The organism is Micromonospora sp. NPDC005324 (assembly GCF_040607155.1).
Taxonomy (GTDB): Bacteria; Actinomycetota; Actinomycetes; order Mycobacteriales; family Micromonosporaceae; genus Micromonospora; species Micromonospora trifolii.
This window is the reverse complement of the sequence record NZ_JBEXGE010000015.1, coordinates 123,880-139,973: the sequence shown is the minus strand read 5'-3', so window position 1 is coordinate 139,973 and position 16,094 is coordinate 123,880. Positions and strand designations below refer to the sequence as shown.

Below are 16,094 nucleotides of genomic sequence, written 5' to 3'. Positions count from 1 at the left end.
AAGACGTTGTGGGCCGCCCGGAGCAATCGACGTCAGGACAGCGGAGGACATGCCGAAAAAAGACGGAGCCATTGAGATCGAGGGTCGGGTCATCGAGCCTCTGCCGAACGCCATGTTCCGGGTGGAGCTCGCGAACGGCCACAAGGTGTTGGCTCACATCAGCGGCAAGATGCGGCAGCACTACATCCGCATCCTTCCGGAGGACCGGGTCGTCGTCGAACTTTCGCCGTACGACCTGACCCGCGGGCGCATCGTCTACCGCTACAAGTAGTCCTGACGACGGCCGGGAAGTCCGTGTCCGTCTTCGACGTCCGGTGTCGCGTAGAGCGCGTAGCCGGGCCAGATGGGAAGTAAGGCAACCGTGAAGGTCAAGCCGAGCGTCAAGAGGATCTGCCAGAAGTGCCGGGTTATCCGCCGGCACGGCCGGGTCATGGTCATCTGCAGCGACCCGCGCCACAAGCAGCGCCAGGGCTGACTCAGCCCGTCCGGCCGGAGCACGGCCGGGTGGCGTTGGTCCAGGCAGATCCTCAGCGACACACACATCACACATGCTCGTCCCAGCCACGAGCGGTACGCCAGTCGTACCTCTGCGTGGCTGACCCCCGGTCGGAGGCCGGGGCCCGCTCGGGCAGCGACCGATCCCGGTCGCCGGCGCTCACCGCGTCGGAAAGACGGGACGGCCGGTAGCGGGGTGGGACGGGTCCACACCTCCGCCACACACCACGAGGAGTACGCCCGCACATGGCACGTCTAGCCGGCGTGGATCTCCCCCGCGAAAAGCGGATGGAGATCGCGCTCACCTACATCTTCGGGGTCGGTCGCACCCGCGCCCTGGAGACACTCGCCGCTACCGGCATCTCGCCGGACAAGCGCGCTCGGGACCTCACGGACGAGGAGCTCGTGCAGCTCCGCGACCACATCGAGGGCAACTACAAGGTTGAAGGCGACCTGCGCCGCGAGGTCGCCGCTGACATCCGCCGCAAGGTTGAGATCGGCTGCTACGCCGGCATCCGGCACCGCCGGGGCCTGCCCGTGCGTGGCCAGCGGACCAAGACCAACGCCCGGACCCGCAAGGGCCCGAAGCGGACCGTCGCCGGCAAGAAGAAGCCCGGCAAGAAGTAGTTCTTAACCGGATGACGGGGGCGGCCGCCGCCAAGGTGGGCCAGGCCGCAACCCAATCCGGAAAGTCAACTAGGAGCGCACAGACTTATGCCACCGAAGGCTCGTGCCGGAGCCGCTGTAAAGAAGGTCCGGCGCAAGGAACGCAAGAACGTCGCCCACGGGCAGGCGCACATCAAGAGCACGTTCAACAACACCATCGTGTCCATCACGGACCCGACCGGTGCGGTCATCGCTTGGGCCTCCGCTGGCCAGGTCGGCTTCAAGGGCTCCCGCAAGTCGACTCCGTTCGCTGCGCAGCTGGCCGCCGAGGCTGCCGCGCGTCGCGCCATGGAGCACGGCATGCGCAAGGTCGACGTGTTCGTCAAGGGCCCCGGCTCCGGCCGGGAAACCGCCATCCGTTCGCTGCAGGCCGTGGGCCTCGAGGTCGGCCAGATCGCCGACGTCACCCCGCAGCCGCACAACGGGTGCCGTCCGCCGAAGCGTCGCCGGGTCTGAGAGGTAGAGAGAGATGGCTCGTTACACCGGTGCAGACTGCCGCCGTTGCCGGCGGGAGAAGATGAAGCTGTTCCTCAAGGGCAGCAAGTGCGATGGTCCGAAGTGCCCGTTCGAGTCCCGGCCGTTCCCGCCCGGGCAGCACGGCCGCGGCCGCACCAAGGAGACGGAGTACCTGCTCCAGCTCCGTGAGAAGCAGAAGGCCCGTCGGGTTTACGGCGTGCTGGAGAAGCAGTTCCGCGGTTACTACGAGGAAGCCGTTGGCAAGCAGGCCAAGACCGGTGAGGTCCTCCTGCAGATCCTCGAGTCGCGGCTGGACAACGTCGTTTACCGGGCCGCCTACGCCCACTCGCGGGACATGGCCCGCCAGTTGGTCAAGCACGGTCACTTCACTGTGAACGGCAAGAAGGTCGACATCCCGTCGTACCGCGTCAAGGAGCACGACATCATCGAGGTTCGGGGCAAGAGCAAGGAGCTCACCCCGTTCGTCGTCGCGCAGGCTCAGGCCGGCTCGAAGACGGTTCCGGCGTGGCTTGAGGCCATCCCGAGCCAGATGAAGGTGCTCGTGCACTCCCTCCCGGCCCGGCAGGTCATCGACACGCAGGTCCAGGAGCAGTTGATCGTCGAGCTCTACTCCAAGTAGTCCGAGCTCGTTCGGTGGCCCGCCCTTCGGGGCGGGCCACCGGAACAGTTTGTGTCGTGGGCGTCAAATAGCGGGCGCCCCGGAAGAGAAGAGAAAAGATGCTCATCAGCCAGCGACCCTCCCTCTCCGAGGAGTCGATCAACGAGACCCGGTCCCGGTTCGCCATCGAGCCGCTGGAGCCGGGCTTCGGCTACACCCTGGGTAACTCGCTGCGGCGTACGCTGCTGTCGTCGATCCCGGGCGCGGCCGTGACCTCGATCAAGATCGACGGTGTGCTGCACGAGTTCACCACGATCCCCGGTGTCAAGGAGGACGTGGTCGAGCTCGTCATGAACATCAAGGAGCTGTGCGTCAGCTCCGAGCACGACGAGCCGGTCAGCATGTACCTGCGTAAGCAGGGCCCGGGCGACGTGACCGCGGGCGACATCCAGCCCCCGGCCGGCGTCTCGGTGCACAACCCGGATCTCAAGCTCGCCACCCTGAACGGCAAGGGCCGGCTCGACATGGAGCTGACCGTCGAGCGGGGCCGGGGCTACGTGACGGCGGCGCAGAACAAGCAGTCCGGCGCCGAGATCGGCCGGATCCCGGTCGACTCGATCTACTCGCCGGTGCTGAAGGTGACCTACCGCGTCGAGGCGACCCGTGTCGAGCAGCGCACCGACTTCGACCGGCTGATCATCGATGTCGAGACCAAGCCGTCGATGGGTCCGCGTACCGCGCTGGCCTCCGCCGGTTCGACGCTGGTGGAGCTGTTCGGGCTCGCCCGGGAGCTGGACGAGACCGCCGAGGGCATCGACATCGGACCGTCCCCGCAGGACGCCCAGCTGGCGGCGGACCTCGCTCTGCCGATCGAGGAGCTGGACCTCACCGTCCGCTCCTACAACTGCCTCAAGCGCGAGGGCATCAACTCCGTTGGTGAGCTCATCGGGCGTACCGAGGCCGACCTCCTCGACATTCGCAACTTCGGTCAGAAGTCGATCGACGAGGTCAAGATGAAGCTCGCCGGGATGGGTCTCGGGCTGAAGGACTCGGCTCCGAACTTCGACCCGGCGCACGTCGTGGACACCTTCGGCGAGGCCGACTACGACACCGACGACTACCGCGAGACCGAGCAGCTCTAGTCCGCGCTGCCGCCACAACTGAGGAGCACCAAAAATGCCCACGCCCACCAAGGGCCCCCGCCTCGGCGGCAGCCCCTCGCACGAGCGGCTGATGCTGGCCAACCTGGCGACCGCGCTGTTCCAGCACGGGAAGATCCAGACCACCGAGACGAAGGCCCGGCGGCTGCGCCCGCTGGCCGAGCAGCTCATCACCAAGGCCAAGCGCGGTGACCTCGCCTCGCGGCGTCGGGTGCTGGGTGTCGTCAAGGACAAGGACGTGGTCTACGCCCTGTTCGACCAGATCGCGCCCCGGTACTCCAACCGCCCCGGCGGTTACACCCGGATCGTGAAGACCGGTCCGCGCAAGGGTGACAACGCGCCGATGGCCATCATCGAGCTGGTGGAGGAGCTTCAGGTCGCCGAGCCGAAGGTGAACAAGAAGACCGCCGCCCGCAAGGCCGCGCAGCAGGACAAGGTCGAGGCGCTCGCCCCGGCCGACGAGGCCCCGAAGTCGGCTCCGGCCGACCAGGACTCCGAGGCGCCGGTGTCGGCGTCCGGTGACACCGACGCCGCCCGCGAGGACAGCGACGAGGCCACCGAGAACAAGGCCTGATCAAGGGCGTTGTCGGGCCCGGCACCCCATCGGGGGTGTCGGGCCCGACCCGTAACAGGAGGTACGAGGTGGACGAGCGGATCCGGCTGCGGCTGGACGTCTCGTACGACGGCACCGACTTCTCCGGCTGGGCAGCCCAGCCGACCAGGCGCACCGTCGCGGGGGTGCTCGTCGAGACCCTGGACCTGGTCCTCGGCGCCGGTACGGCCACCGGGCTGACGGTGGCCGGGCGTACCGACGCGGGCGTGCACGCCACGGGGCAGGTGTGCCACGTGGACCTGCCCGTGGACGTGTGGCGGCAGCACGAGGGACGACTGCTGCGTCGGCTGGCCCGGCTGCTCCCCACCGACGTGCGGGTACGGGCGATGACCGAGGTGGCGGCCGACTTCGACGCCCGGTTCTCGGCCACCTTCCGGCGCTACGAGTACCGGGTCACCGACGCGCCCTTCGGTGCCGAGCCGCTGCGCCGTCACGAGGTGCTGGCCTGGCCGAAACCGTTGGACCTGGCCGCGCTGAACGCCGCCGCGAGCGGGCTGGTGGGGGAGCACGACTTCGCCGCGTACTGCCGGCGCAAGGAGCACGCGACCACGCTGCGCGAGGTGACCCGGCTGGACTGGCGTCGCGACCCGGACGGCATCCTGGTCGCCACAGTGCAGGCCGACGCGTTCTGCCAGGCGATGGTGCGCAGCCTGGTGGGTGCCATGCTGGTGGCCGGGGACGGCCGCCGCCCGGTGGAGTGGCCGGGAACTCTGCTCACCCAGCGGGAGCGGTCCAGCGAGGTGACAGTGGCCCCCGCGCGTGGGCTGACCCTGGTCGCCGTCGGCTACCCGGCGGATCCGGCCGAGTACGCCCACCGCGCCACCCTCACCCGCCGGCTGCGGGTTCCGGTCGAGGGCTGACCGTCCGCGGGGTCAGTTGCCCGGCAGATCGCCCTGGTTGGCGCTGCTGCCGGTCGGTGCCGCCGTCGGTTGCGCGGCGGTGCCACCGTCGGCCCGGCTCTGCAGCACGCCCCGGCTGAGGTGCAGCTCGATCATGTCGAAGAGGATCTCGCGGACCTTGGCGTCACCCGCCTTGACCGCCGCCCCGTCCTTGCGGACCACCAGCGCGTACGCCAGATAGTGGCCACGGACCTGCCAGCCGACGCGTGCCGGGGCGCTGGCCAGGACATCGGTGCCGTCGCCCTCGTCGGCGGTGAGGCCACGGAAACGGCCCTGCCGCTCGTCGAGCAGTTGCCGCAGGCGGTCTCGGGCTCGTTCCGCGCTGACCTTGTCGGTGAGGTTGAACAAACCGGCGGTGACCAGGTGGCTGCCGTCGGGCGTGCTCAGCGTGGCCCGGACGACCTGGTTGCAGCCGAGCCGGACCAGCAGGTCGGCGACCTCGTCGGTGGCGGCGACGGCGCAACTGCCACTGGACTGTGTCTTGAGCACCTGGTAGCTCGGCTGGCCGTCGGTGAGCTTCAGCTCCTTGCCGGGGAAGAGTTCCTTGGCGGTGAGCGGGGCCTGGTCGGTGTCCCGGGAGTCGAGGGCCAGCCGTTCCGCCGGTGCCGACGTCGGGGCGGCGTTCGGCTGGTACGTCGGGTTGCTCTGCGGCTGCTCGTTGCGGTTGGCGAGCAGCGCGGCGGCGCCGAGGCCGCAGAGGGCGAGCAGCACCAGGACGGCTGCGCCGCCGATCAGCACCTGCCACAGTCGGCCGCCGCCGCGCCGGCTGGGCGGCTCCACCGGCGTCGACGAGGTGTAGATCTGGCTGCGCGGCGGGGCGGGCGGGATGTCGGCACGAGTCGGTAGTTGCTGCGGCGCATCGGTGCGGGCGACCGGCCTGGGCGGCGACACATCGGCACGAGCCTGCGCGGGCTGCGACGAGGGCAGCGAGAGCTGGTTCGGCCGGGGCAGCGACGGCGTGGGGAAGCGCGACGGAGAGGGCCCGGCCGGCGGGGGCGGACCGGCGCCGAGCACCGACAGGTCGGACCCGGGCTCCGGGTACTCCTCGAAAGCGTCCTCATCGGACTGGTACCGATACACCATGTCGCCCAGAGTAGGAGCCATTGTCCCTTTAGGGGGTAATATCGGGGAAATGTGCGTGTGGGCCGCGTCAGGTCCGCCCCGGACCGGTGCGAGAATTGCCTGGTGACCGGCGACCATTACTTCACCGCTCAGCCCACCAGCGACGCCCCGGCGCGCGAGGTCGAGTTCTCCGTCGCCGACCGCGACTACCGGCTCACCTCGGCCGGCGGGGTCTTCTCCGCCAGCCGGCTCGACCCGGGCACCGCGGTGCTGCTGCGCAAGGCGGAGCTGCCCGCCGCGGACACCACCGGCGACCTGCTCGACCTCGGCTGTGGGTTCGGACCGATCAGCTGCGTGCTGGCCGACCTCGCGCCCACCAGCACCATCTGGGCCGTCGACGTCAACGCCCGGGCCCGCGAGCTGACCGCCGCCAACGCGGCCCGGATCGGCGCCGCGGACCGGGTCCGGGTCAGCGCGCCGGACGACGTCCCGGACGGCATCCGCTTCGCCCAGCTCTGGTCGAACCCGCCCATCCGGATCGGCAAGGACGGGCTGCACGACCTGCTGCTGCGCTGGCTGCCCCGACTCGCCCCGGACGGCGTCGGCTGGTTGGTCGTCGCCCGGCACCTCGGCGGCGACTCGCTGCAACGCTGGCTCACCGAGCAGAGCTGGCAGGTCGAGCGGTACGCCAGCCAGAAGGGCTTCCGGGTGCTGCGCGTCACCCGGTAATTGGATATGCCCCCGACCCTCACTGGGGCAGGATCCCGGCGTGGGATACGTGGACGTGGCAGCGGTCGGGCACATCCTGCCCGACGGTCGGGAACTCTTCGCCGACGTGTCGTTCCGGGTCGGGGAGGGCAGCAAGGTCGCCCTGGTCGGGCCGAACGGTGCGGGAAAGACGACGCTGCTGAGGATGGTCGCCGGCGACCTGCCGGTGCGCAGCGGCGTCGTCGCGCGTGCCGGTGGGCTGGGCGTGATGCGCCAGTTCATCGGCATGATCGGCGACGAGTCGACAGCCGCCGACCTGGCGTTGTCGCTGGCCCCACCGGCGCTGCGCGACGCCGGCCGGCGGCTCGGCGAGACCGAGGCGGCCATGCGGGCGGCCGAGGCCCACGGCAAGTTCAGCAACGCCGCGGGCAAGGCCCAGCTGGCGTACGCCGATGCGCTCGGCGCCTGGGGCGAGGCCGGCGGGTACGACGCCGAGGTGCTCTTCGACACCGTCGCGACCATCGTGCTCGGCCAACCGTGGGACGCCGTCCGGGACCGCCCGGTGTGTACCCTCTCCGGCGGCCAGCAGAAGCGCTTCGCCCTGGAGTTGCTGCTGCGCGGCCCGGACGAGGTGCTGCTGCTCGACGAACCGGACAACTTCCTGGACGTGCCCGGCAAACGTTGGCTGGAGGCGCGACTGCGCGAGTCGACGAAGTCGGTGCTCTACGTCTCGCACGACCGCGAGCTGCTGGCCCAGAGCGCCGACCGGGTGGTCGCCGTCGAGGGTGGCAGTGCCTGGGTGCACCCGGGCGGCTTCGCCAGCTGGCACGAGGCTCGGGTGGCGCGGCACGCCCGCCTCGACGAGCTGCGTCGGCGCTGGGACGAGGAGCACCAGAAGCTGCGCGAGCTGGTGCTGATGTACAAGCAGAAGGCCGCGTACAACGACGGGTTGGCCTCGCGGTACCAGGCCGCGCAGACCCGGTTGCGCAAGTTCGAGGAGGCCGGGCCGCCGCCCGTACCGCCGAAGGACCAGGACATCCGGATGCGGCTCAGCGGCGGGCGGACCGGCAAGCGCGCGGTCGTCTGCGAGCAGCTGGAACTCGACGGCCTGACATTCCCCTTCGACCTGGAGATCTGGTACGGCGACCGGGTGGCGGTGCTCGGTGCCAACGGCACCGGCAAGTCGCACTTCCTGCGGCTGCTGGCCCGCGGCGGCACCGACCCGGACCCGGCGAACGGGCCGGTCGACGGCGCGGGCGCGCTGACTCCGGTGGCGCACGACGGCACGGCCCGCCTCGGCGCCCGGGTCCGTCCCGGGCACTTCTCCCAGACCCACGACCGGCCGGAGCTGGTGTCGAAGACGCTCGTCGAGATCCTCTGGCGGGGTGACGAGCACCGCACCGGGATGGACCGGCACGCGGCGATGGGTGTGCTCAGCCGCTACGAGCTGGCGGCGCAGGGCGACCAGCGCTTCGGCACTCTCTCCGGCGGGCAGCAGGCCCGGTTCCTGGTGCTGCTGCTGGAGCTGTCCGGGGCGACCCTGCTGCTGCTCGACGAGCCCACCGACAACCTCGACCTGGCCAGCGCGGAAGCACTCGAAGCGGGCCTGAACGCCTTCGCGGGCACGGTGATCGCTGTCACCCACGACCGTTGGTTCACCCGCTCCTTCGACCGGTTCGTGCTGTTCCGGGGCGACAGCGAGGTGGTGGAGACCCCGGAACCGGTCTGGGACGTCGGGTGAGCGGTCCCCGGCGGCGGTGCGTCCGGCCGGCATAGGGTGGATCTCGTGACTGAGATGACCTATCGCCGGCTGGGCGACTCCGGGCTCGTGGTGTCCGTGGTCGGCATCGGCTGCAACAACTTCGGCAGGAAGCTCGACCTCGACGGCACCCGCGCGGTGGTGGACGCCGCCCTGGACGCCGGGATCACCCTCTTCGACACCGCCGACATCTACGGCGAGCCGCAGGGCAGCTCCGAGGAGCTGCTCGGGCAGGCGCTCAAGGGTCGCCGGGACGACGTGGTGGTGGCCACCAAGTTCGGCATGGACATGTTCGGCCTCAACGGGCCGGACCACGGCGCGCGGGGTGCGCGGCGCTACATCGCCCGCGCCGTGGAGGCGTCGCTGCGTCGGCTCGGCACCGACCACATCGACCTGTACCAGATGCACGAGCCCGACCCGGGCACCCCGATCGACGAGACCCTCGCGGCCCTGGACGACCTGGTCCGCGACGGCAAGGTTCGCTACCTGGGCAACTCCAACTTCGCCGGCTGGCAGATCGCCGACGCGGACTGGGTCGCCTCGTCAAACGGTCGGTCCCGCTTCATCAGCGCGCAGAACCACTACAGCCTGGTGGAGCGCTCGGTGGAGGCCGAGGTGATCCCGGCGTGTGAGCGGTTCGGCCTCGGCATGCTGCCGTTCTTCCCGCTCGCCAACGGTCTGCTCACCGGCAAGTACAAGCGCGAGGCTCAGCCGCCGGCCGGCAGCCGGCTCTCCGGCGGTGGCCGGTACGCGGAGCGGCTCGCCGCTGCCGACTGGGACACCATCGAGGCCATCGAGGCGTACGCGGCCGAGCGGGGTCTGACGATGCTCCAGGTCGCGATCGGCGGGCTGGCCGCCCAGCCGGCGGTGACCTCGGTGATCGCCGGTGCCACCACGCCCGAGCAGGTGCGTGCCAACGCCGCCGCCGGCGTCTGGGAGCCCAGCGACGACGATCTGGCGGCGCTGCGCGCCGTCCTCTGAGCTCAGACGGCACCGGGCCGGGCCGCTCGTCGCGGCCCGGCCCGGTCGTTGGATGCTGTGTGGTCAGTCGGTGCGGCGGCGGCCGAAGAGCATGGCCACCCCCATCGCGGCGGCGACGAGCACGAGACCGGCCGCCGCGAACGGCCACCAACCGGTGCCCGCCCCGCCGTCGACCGGCTTGGTCACCGCGACCGGCGCGGGCGCCGGCGGTGACTGCGCCGCCTTCGCCTGCACCGTGGCGGTCGCCTTGCTCTGGAGCGGAGCGGGGGAGTCCACCGACACCTTCCACGTGCCGGTGGAGAGCACCGGGCCGCTGCTGTAGAAACCGTGCCCCTCGGGCTGCGGTTCGAGCTGCACCGGCCCGACCCGTTGCCCGTCCGGGCCGGTGGCGGTGAGGACCAGCCGCACCACCTGCTCCAGCCGGCGACCATCGGCGTGGGTGGCCTGGATGGTGACGCCCTGAGCCCCGTCGCCGGCAACAGTGAGTTTGAGCTTGTCGGCCTGCGCCGCCGGGGCGGCCTGAGCGGCCTGCGCCGCCGCCGGTGCGACCGCGGACAGGGTCAGGGCCAGTCCGACGGAGACGGCGGCCAACACCTTGCGGATACCCGTCACGGACATCCCTCCCTACCGATGAGGGAGGCCCCTCCCCGACGCCGCAGCGCCGGGAAGGGGCCTCGTCGGATCAGAGCTGGCGACCGGGTGCCAGCCGGGTGGCATCGCCACCGAGCCGTCCGGTGCCCTTGACCGGGTCACCGTCGTTCGCCTTGACCCCGGCCTTGCTGGCCGCGCCGCCGAGCCGAACGATCATGGCGTCGGCGTCCCGGATCAGGACGTCCCGGACCTCCGCCTCGGACACCAGCGTGGCGTCGCTGGCGAGCGTCCGGAACGCGGTCAGCTGCCGGACGGCAGCCTTGTCGTCGCCGGCCGCCTCGGACGCGCGAACAGCGTCGAGCTTGTTCGACAGCTGCTTGTGCGCCTTGGTCGAGAGCCGCCCCGTCGCCTTGAACCGGTCCAGCAGACTCTGCATGTCCCGGAACGAGGTGGTGACGAAGAACCGGACCGTCGAGGTGGTCTTGTTGCCCGCCTTGTCGGTAGCGGTCACGGTCAGCTCGTGCAGGCCGAGCGACAGGTCGTACATGGCCTGCAGAGTGCCGCTGGCGTACGCCTGGCCGTCGAGCTGACCGACCACGCTCGCGATGCCCGAGGTCGGGTCGACGGCCTGCCAGGCCACCCGGACGTCCTGGCTGTCGCCGTAGAGCTGGCCGTCGGCCAGCCCGGACACCAGCAGCGTCGGCTTGGCGCCGTCGATGCGCAGCACCGCCGACTTCAGCGTCTCGACGTTGCCCGCCTTGTCCGTGGAACGGAACAGCAGCTCGTGCTGCCCGTCACCGGTCACCTCGACCGGCGCCGAGTACGGCGTCCACGCGCCACCGTCCAGCGACCACTCGACCGTCTTGACGCCGGAACCGGCATCGGTCGAGGTCAGCACGACCGGGATGGTCCCGTTGTGCCAACCGGCGTCGTTCGCCGGAGCGAACGTCGCCGAGGTCACCGGCGCGGTGGCATCGATCTTGACGGAGACGGTCTTGGTCGCCTCCACGTTGCCGGCCTTGTCCGTCGAGCGGAACCGGAGCTCGTGCTCGCCGTCCCCGCTGACCGCCACCGGAGCGGTGTACGCCGTCCAGGTGGTGGCCCCGTCCAGTTGGTACTCCGTGCTGCCGAGCCCGCTACCGCCGGCCTCGTCGGCACCGGTGAGCGTGATCGTCACCGGCCCGGTGTGCCACCCGTCGGTCGGGGTGCCGGAAACCGCAGCCGTGGTCACCGGCGCGGTCTCGTCGGCCACCTCCGTGCTGAGCCGGAAGTAGTCGAACGAGGCGGTCTTCGACGCCGTCTGAGCGGCGCCGAGGGTGAACAACCCCACCTTCGGGGTTGCCCCGACCGCGCTGTTGGTCAGCGCCGTCAACGCGGTCCAGGTCGTCCCGTCGGCCGAGTACGACGCGGTGAACGTGTCGCCAGTGCGGGCCAGCCGCAGGTGCCACACCGCCGAGGTCAGGTTGCCCGCCTCGGGCTGCGGGTTCTGGACCACCCCGGCGATCTCGCTGCGGAACTCGATCCGCCGCGTCACCGCCTGGCCAGCCTGGTTGTCCGCGATGAAGTCGAACTTGACGTAGTTGTCGTCGTCCGCCTGCACGAGCAGACCTGCCTGCTGGTACTGCTCGTTCAACAGGCTGCCGTCGACCTTCGTCTCCAGGGTCCAGTCGCCGGACGGCGCGGTCTGGAGGATGAAGTTCTTCGGCCCGGTGTTGTCGGTGCCGTAGATGTCACCGTTGGGCACGTCGATCCGCAGCGCGCCATCGGTGACCCGGTAACCGCTCGGGTCCTCCCGCGTCACGGCGTCCCACCGGCACTTGTCCAACGTGCTGCCGGTGAACTCGTCCGACGGGTCGACCGGGCCGGCCGGGGCGTCCGGCGTGACCTGGAACGAGTCGAACGCGGCGTCGACAACCGGCGCCTCGGTGCCTCCGTTGAGCGCGAAGACCCCGATCCGCGGGTTGGTGATGCCGGCGAGCGCGGCCGAACGGCCGACCGGGGTGAAGGTCTGCCCGTCGCCCGAGGCGGACGCGGTCAGGTTCGTCCCGTCGCTGGTGATCCGCAGGTACACGGTGTCACCCGCCGGTGCGTTGGTGGCGTCGGCGGCCTCGTTGCGAGGAGTGGCCGCCGTCTCCCGGATGAACTCCACCCGCCGGCTGCCGTTGTACAGCAGGTCCAGCTTGGCGTAGTTGTCGTCGTCGCCGTACACCAGGACGCCGGCCTGCTGGTAGTTGGCCGTCACCGGCAGGGTGACCTTGGTGGTCATCTCCCACGCGCCGGTCGGGGCCGCCTGGAGCACCAGGTTGGTGGCGTCGTTGCGAGCGCCGTAGAGGTCACCCACGCCGGTGGGCAGCCGCAGCGCGCCGCCACTGAGCGAGTAGAGCTGGTTCTCCCGGATGACGCTGGTCCAGCGCTCCTTGTCGAGGCTGTTGCCGTTGAAGTCGTCCGAACGCGCCCCGAAGCAGGACGTGTCCGGCGCGTCGACCCGCACCGGCACCGTGGCGTACGACTTGGCGCCCTTGCTGTCGGTCACCGTGAGGGTGACCGTGAAGGTGCCCGGGCTGGTGTAGGTGTGGCTGGCGTCCAGTGTGGTCGCCGAGCCTCCGTCACCGAAGTCCCAGGCGTACGTCAACGGGGTGTCGCCCTCGTCGTCGGTGGCCGTGCCGTCGAACGCGACGGTGACCGGCGCGGTGCCGGTGGCCGGGGTGGCCGTGGCGCTGACCACCGGCGGCCCGTTCTCGGTGACACCGCGGCCGACGAAGTCCATCCAGTTGACGTTGAACAGCGAACCCGTTCCGCCGTTCGGGTCGCGGGCCAGGAAGTACAGCGAGCCGCTCGCGGCGCCGGTGACCGGTGCGCTCACGTCCGTGTACGTCTGCCACGCGCCGGTCGACGGTACGACGGCAGTGGCGACCACCGGTCCGTCGACAGCACCCGCGCGAACCTCGATCCGACCGCCAGCGGCGGCGGAGGCGGCCCGGAAGCGGATCTCGGTGATGTTGGTCAGGTCCGCCGGAGCGACCGACCACCAGTCGCCATCCTCGATGAAGGCGACGCTCTGGCCGCCTCCGGCGGTGTCGGCGCCGGCTTCCCGCTGCACGCCGGGGTCTCCACCGCCGGTGCTCACCGGGGCGCGCCCGGTGGCGGTGAAGTACTCGGCCTGCTTCTGCTTCGGCTGGAGGATCTCGATCTGCCGACCGGTCAGGGCACCGGCGCCGCCGGCACCACCCTCGTCGGTGTAGGTCGCCTCGAAGACCGCGAAGACGTTCGCCTCGGCGCCGTGCCCGGAGGCGAGCGACGTCTGGACGGTGCCGGTGCAACCGGTGTGCTGCTCCAGCGGGTGGGCGTGCTCGTCGTGACCGAGCAGCACCTGAAGCTGCACCCGGTCACAGTCGATCTGCCCGTCCTCGGGGTCGGTCACCTTGATCGAGTAGCGGACCTGGTCACCCCAGTTGAAGAAGCCGCCATCCGGTGGGAACTCGATGGAGACCGTCGGCGCGGTGTTGCCCACGGTGACCGGCACGTTGGCCACAGCGGTCCGGCCCTTGGGGTTGGTGACGGTGAGCTGGGCGGTGTAGTTGCCCGCCGTGGCGTACGTGTGGGTCGGGTTGGCCTCGGTCGAGGTCTGCCCGTCGCCGAACGTCCAGGCGTAGGTGAGCGTGCCACCGTCCGGGTCCCGGGAGCCGGCGCTGGAGAAGGTCACCGTCAACGGCGCCGGACCCGAGGTCGGGTTGGCGGACGCCGCCGCTATCGGGGCGCGGTCACCGGCGGTGTAGTCGATCCGGTAGACGCCCGAGTTGTCGTTGTTGCCGCCGAAGCCGCTGCCCCACTCGATCAGGTACAGCGCGCCGTCTGGGCCGAACTCGAAGTCCATCGGCCGGACCATGCTCATGCCGGTGAGCAACTGGTTGATGTCCACCAACGACTTGCCGTCGGGGGTCAGCTGCATGGTGTACATCTTGTTCTGGTTCCACTCACCGAGCAGAGCCTTGCCGTCGTAGTACGCCGGCCACTTGCGGTTCGAGTTCAGGTCGGCGTCGTAGCGGTAGACCGGGCCGCCCATCGGGGCACCGCCGCCGCCGATCTCCGGGTAACGCGCGTCACCGGCGTACCCGTAGTCGACGGTCGCCGGGACCACCGGCGGGAGGTTGGTCAGGCCCGTGTTGTTGGGCGAGTTGTTCACCGGGGCGGCGCAGTCGAACTTCGGACCGCTCGGGCCGGACGGGAACGTGTAGTCGTTGTACGCCTCGTTCGTGCCCGTGCAGTACGGCCAGCCGTAGTTGCCGGGGGTGACGACGTTCCACTCGACCAGACCGCGGGGGCCCCGGTTCGGGTTGTCCGCGTTGGCGTCCGGTCCGTAGTCCGCGACGTACAGCGTGTTGGTCTTCGGGTCGGTGCCGATCCGGAACGGGTTGCGGAAGCCCATCGCGTAGATCTCGGGACGGGTCTTCTCGGTACCCGCAGCGAAGAGGTTGCCCGCCGGAACGGTGTACGTCCCGTCGTCCTCCGGGTGGATCCGGATCACCTTGCCGCGCAGGTCGTTGGTGTTGCCGGAGGTGCGCTGCGCGTCGTAGTCCTGGCGCCCCGCCCGCTCGTCGATCGGCGAGTACGAGTTCGACTCGAACGGGTTGGTGTTGTCGCCGGTGGCCAGGTAGAGGTTGCCGTCGCCGTCGAAGGCCATGCTGCCACCGGCGTGGCAGCAGGTGTTGCGCTGCGTGTCGACCCGTAGCACCTGCTTCTCGCTGGCCAGGTCGATGGTGTCGCCGGAGACCGTGAACCGGGACAGCAGGTTGCGGGTGACTCCGTCGTTCGGGGCGTAGTACAGATACACCCACTTGTTGGTGGCGAAGTTAGGGTCGAGCCGGAGGCCGATGAGGCCGTCCTCGTTACCGGTGAAGACGTCCAGGTCGACGGCGGTGACGGTGTTGCCGGTGTCCGGCTTCACGATCTGCACGCGACCGTCGCGCTCGATGTAGAAGACCCGCCCGTCGGGGGCGACGTCCAACTCCATCGGGTTGCTGGTGTTGCTGTCCAGCGTGACCTTCTCGAAGTTCGAGGTCTTCGAGGCGCCGCAGTCGGCGTTCTCGACACCGGCCGCGGTGCGGATGCCGCCGAGCAGGTGGGAGAGGAACTCGGGCTCGGCGTACGACTCCCGGGTGTGCCCCAGGCCCGTGTACCAGGACCGGCCACCGTCGTAGTCCTGACACCAGGCGACCGGGTGGTCCGCACCCATCGCGCCGGCACCGGGGGTGTAGCTCTTCTCGTCCAGGCTGGCCAGCACGTGCACGTCCGGCCGGGGGTTGGTCTGGTAGTTGTACCACTCGTCGAACCGGGACCACCGGTCCGGCAACCCGGCCGTGGACGGGTGTGCGTGGTCCTCCACCTTGACAGTGGCCTGCTGGTTCTGCGGGTGGTTGGCGAAGTACGCGCCGACCAGGTCGCCGTACCAGGCCCAGCTGTACTCGGTGTCCGACGCGGCGTGGATGCCGACGTAACCGCCGCCGGCCTTCACGTAGCGCTCGAACGCCGCCTGCTGGTCGGCGTTGAGCACGTCACCGGTGGTGGAGAGCCAGATCACCGCCTTGTACTTCGCCAGGTTGGCGTCGTTGAACGCGGCCCCGTCCTCGGAGTTGTCCACAGTGAATCCGTTGTCGACGCCGAGCTGCTGGATGGCGGCGACGCCGGTGGGGATGGAGTCGTGCCGGAAGCCGGCGGTCTTGGAGAAGACGAGGACGGAGAAGGGATCGGCCGCGGCCTTTGGCGCCTTCGGCGCCACCTGGCTGACCGGGGCTGCGGCTTTTGCATCCCGTGGGGGGACCTGGGCGGCCGCCTGGGCGGGCGCGCCGAACAGGGTGGTCGAGGCCATGGCCAGGGAGATCAGGGTTGCGGTGATGGGTACGCGGGCACGACGAGAACGGGACACGCCGCCTCCTGTGTCGTAGTGACAGAGCTCGCGGGAGTCGGCTCGCCGAAGGCCCTCCCTGATGGAGCCGGTGGTCACACCGTGCCAGGGTGCCCCGCCGACATTTTGTCGAATCGCTGAACAAATTAATTCGGCTGGCTCGATGTCGGGCAAGATGCAGAC

The 16,094-nt window shown here is 70.2% G+C and carries 14 protein-coding genes; 11 read left to right on the top strand and 3 right to left on the bottom strand.

What is annotated here, in order from left to right; all coding sequences use genetic code 11:
- Positions 1 to 49 precede the first annotated feature (49 nt).
- From infA to truA, 8 genes are all read left to right on the top strand, one after another.
- Positions 50 to 271 carry a translation initiation factor IF-1 gene (gene infA, locus ABZS40_RS17815; RefSeq protein ID WP_007073013.1) on the top strand — a complete coding sequence of 74 codons (222 nt, stop codon included), beginning with the start codon at positions 50 to 52 and terminating at the stop codon, positions 269 to 271.
- Between the two features lie 90 nt (positions 272 to 361).
- Entirely contained in the window at positions 362 to 475 is a 114-nt protein-coding gene (gene rpmJ / locus ABZS40_RS17810) for a 50S ribosomal protein L36 (RefSeq protein WP_088952025.1), read from the top strand.
- Between the two features lie 266 nt (positions 476 to 741).
- Positions 742 to 1,122, top strand: coding sequence for a 30S ribosomal protein S13 (gene rpsM / locus ABZS40_RS17805; RefSeq protein WP_184178702.1), 381 nt, complete (start codon positions 742 to 744; stop codon positions 1,120 to 1,122).
- Positions 1,123 to 1,209: 87 nt separating this feature from the next.
- A complete protein-coding gene (rpsK, locus tag ABZS40_RS17800) occupies positions 1,210 to 1,617 on the top strand; it encodes a 30S ribosomal protein S11 (RefSeq protein ID WP_354944325.1) in 408 nt (135 codons plus the stop codon).
- A gap of 13 nt (positions 1,618 to 1,630) precedes the next feature.
- Positions 1,631 to 2,257 carry a 30S ribosomal protein S4 gene (gene rpsD / locus ABZS40_RS17795; protein WP_354944324.1) on the top strand — a complete coding sequence of 209 codons (627 nt, stop codon included), beginning with the start codon at positions 1,631 to 1,633 and terminating at the stop codon, positions 2,255 to 2,257.
- A gap of 98 nt (positions 2,258 to 2,355) precedes the next feature.
- Positions 2,356 to 3,378, top strand: a complete 1,023-nt coding sequence (locus ABZS40_RS17790; protein WP_007465227.1) for a DNA-directed RNA polymerase subunit alpha — start codon at positions 2,356 to 2,358, stop codon at positions 3,376 to 3,378.
- 34 nt (positions 3,379 to 3,412) lie between these two features.
- The gene (gene rplQ, locus ABZS40_RS17785; RefSeq protein WP_053653920.1) at positions 3,413 to 3,970 is read left to right on the top strand and encodes a 50S ribosomal protein L17; all 558 of its coding nucleotides are present in this window, start codon (positions 3,413 to 3,415) and stop codon (positions 3,968 to 3,970) included.
- A 68-nt stretch (positions 3,971 to 4,038) separates the two neighbouring features.
- Complete coding sequence (truA, locus tag ABZS40_RS17780; RefSeq protein ID WP_354944323.1) at positions 4,039 to 4,869, top strand: tRNA pseudouridine(38-40) synthase TruA; 831 nt, start codon at positions 4,039 to 4,041, stop codon at positions 4,867 to 4,869.
- 12 nt (positions 4,870 to 4,881) lie between these two features.
- Here the strand turns inward: truA and ABZS40_RS17775 are convergent, their stop codons facing one another.
- Positions 4,882 to 5,991: a hypothetical protein gene (locus tag ABZS40_RS17775; protein ID WP_354944322.1), complete on the bottom strand. Its 1,110-nt coding sequence runs from the start codon at positions 5,989 to 5,991 to the stop codon at positions 4,882 to 4,884.
- Between the two features lie 102 nt (positions 5,992 to 6,093).
- Here ABZS40_RS17775 and ABZS40_RS17770 point away from each other — a divergent pair, with 102 nt between their 5' ends.
- From ABZS40_RS17770 to ABZS40_RS17760, 3 genes are read left to right on the top strand one after another with little or no spacing between them, the layout of a single operon-like run.
- Positions 6,094 to 6,699 (top strand): methyltransferase, encoded by a 606-nt coding sequence (locus ABZS40_RS17770; protein ID WP_354944321.1) that lies wholly within the window; start codon positions 6,094 to 6,096, stop codon positions 6,697 to 6,699.
- Positions 6,700 to 6,739: 40 nt separating this feature from the next.
- Positions 6,740 to 8,419, top strand: a complete 1,680-nt coding sequence (locus tag ABZS40_RS17765; protein ID WP_354944320.1) for an ATP-binding cassette domain-containing protein — start codon at positions 6,740 to 6,742, stop codon at positions 8,417 to 8,419.
- A 36-nt stretch (positions 8,420 to 8,455) separates the two neighbouring features.
- Entirely contained in the window at positions 8,456 to 9,418 is a 963-nt protein-coding gene (locus tag ABZS40_RS17760) for an aldo/keto reductase (protein WP_354944319.1), read from the top strand.
- 63 nt (positions 9,419 to 9,481) lie between these two features.
- On the opposite strand, the gene ABZS40_RS17755 is transcribed toward ABZS40_RS17760, so the two are convergent.
- Positions 9,482 to 10,030: a hypothetical protein gene (locus tag ABZS40_RS17755; RefSeq protein ID WP_354944318.1), complete on the bottom strand. Its 549-nt coding sequence runs from the start codon at positions 10,028 to 10,030 to the stop codon at positions 9,482 to 9,484.
- A 70-nt stretch (positions 10,031 to 10,100) separates the two neighbouring features.
- Entirely contained in the window at positions 10,101 to 15,932 is a 5,832-nt protein-coding gene (locus tag ABZS40_RS17750) for a ThuA domain-containing protein (protein WP_354944317.1), read from the bottom strand.
- Between the last annotated feature and the right edge of the window lie 162 nt (positions 15,933 to 16,094).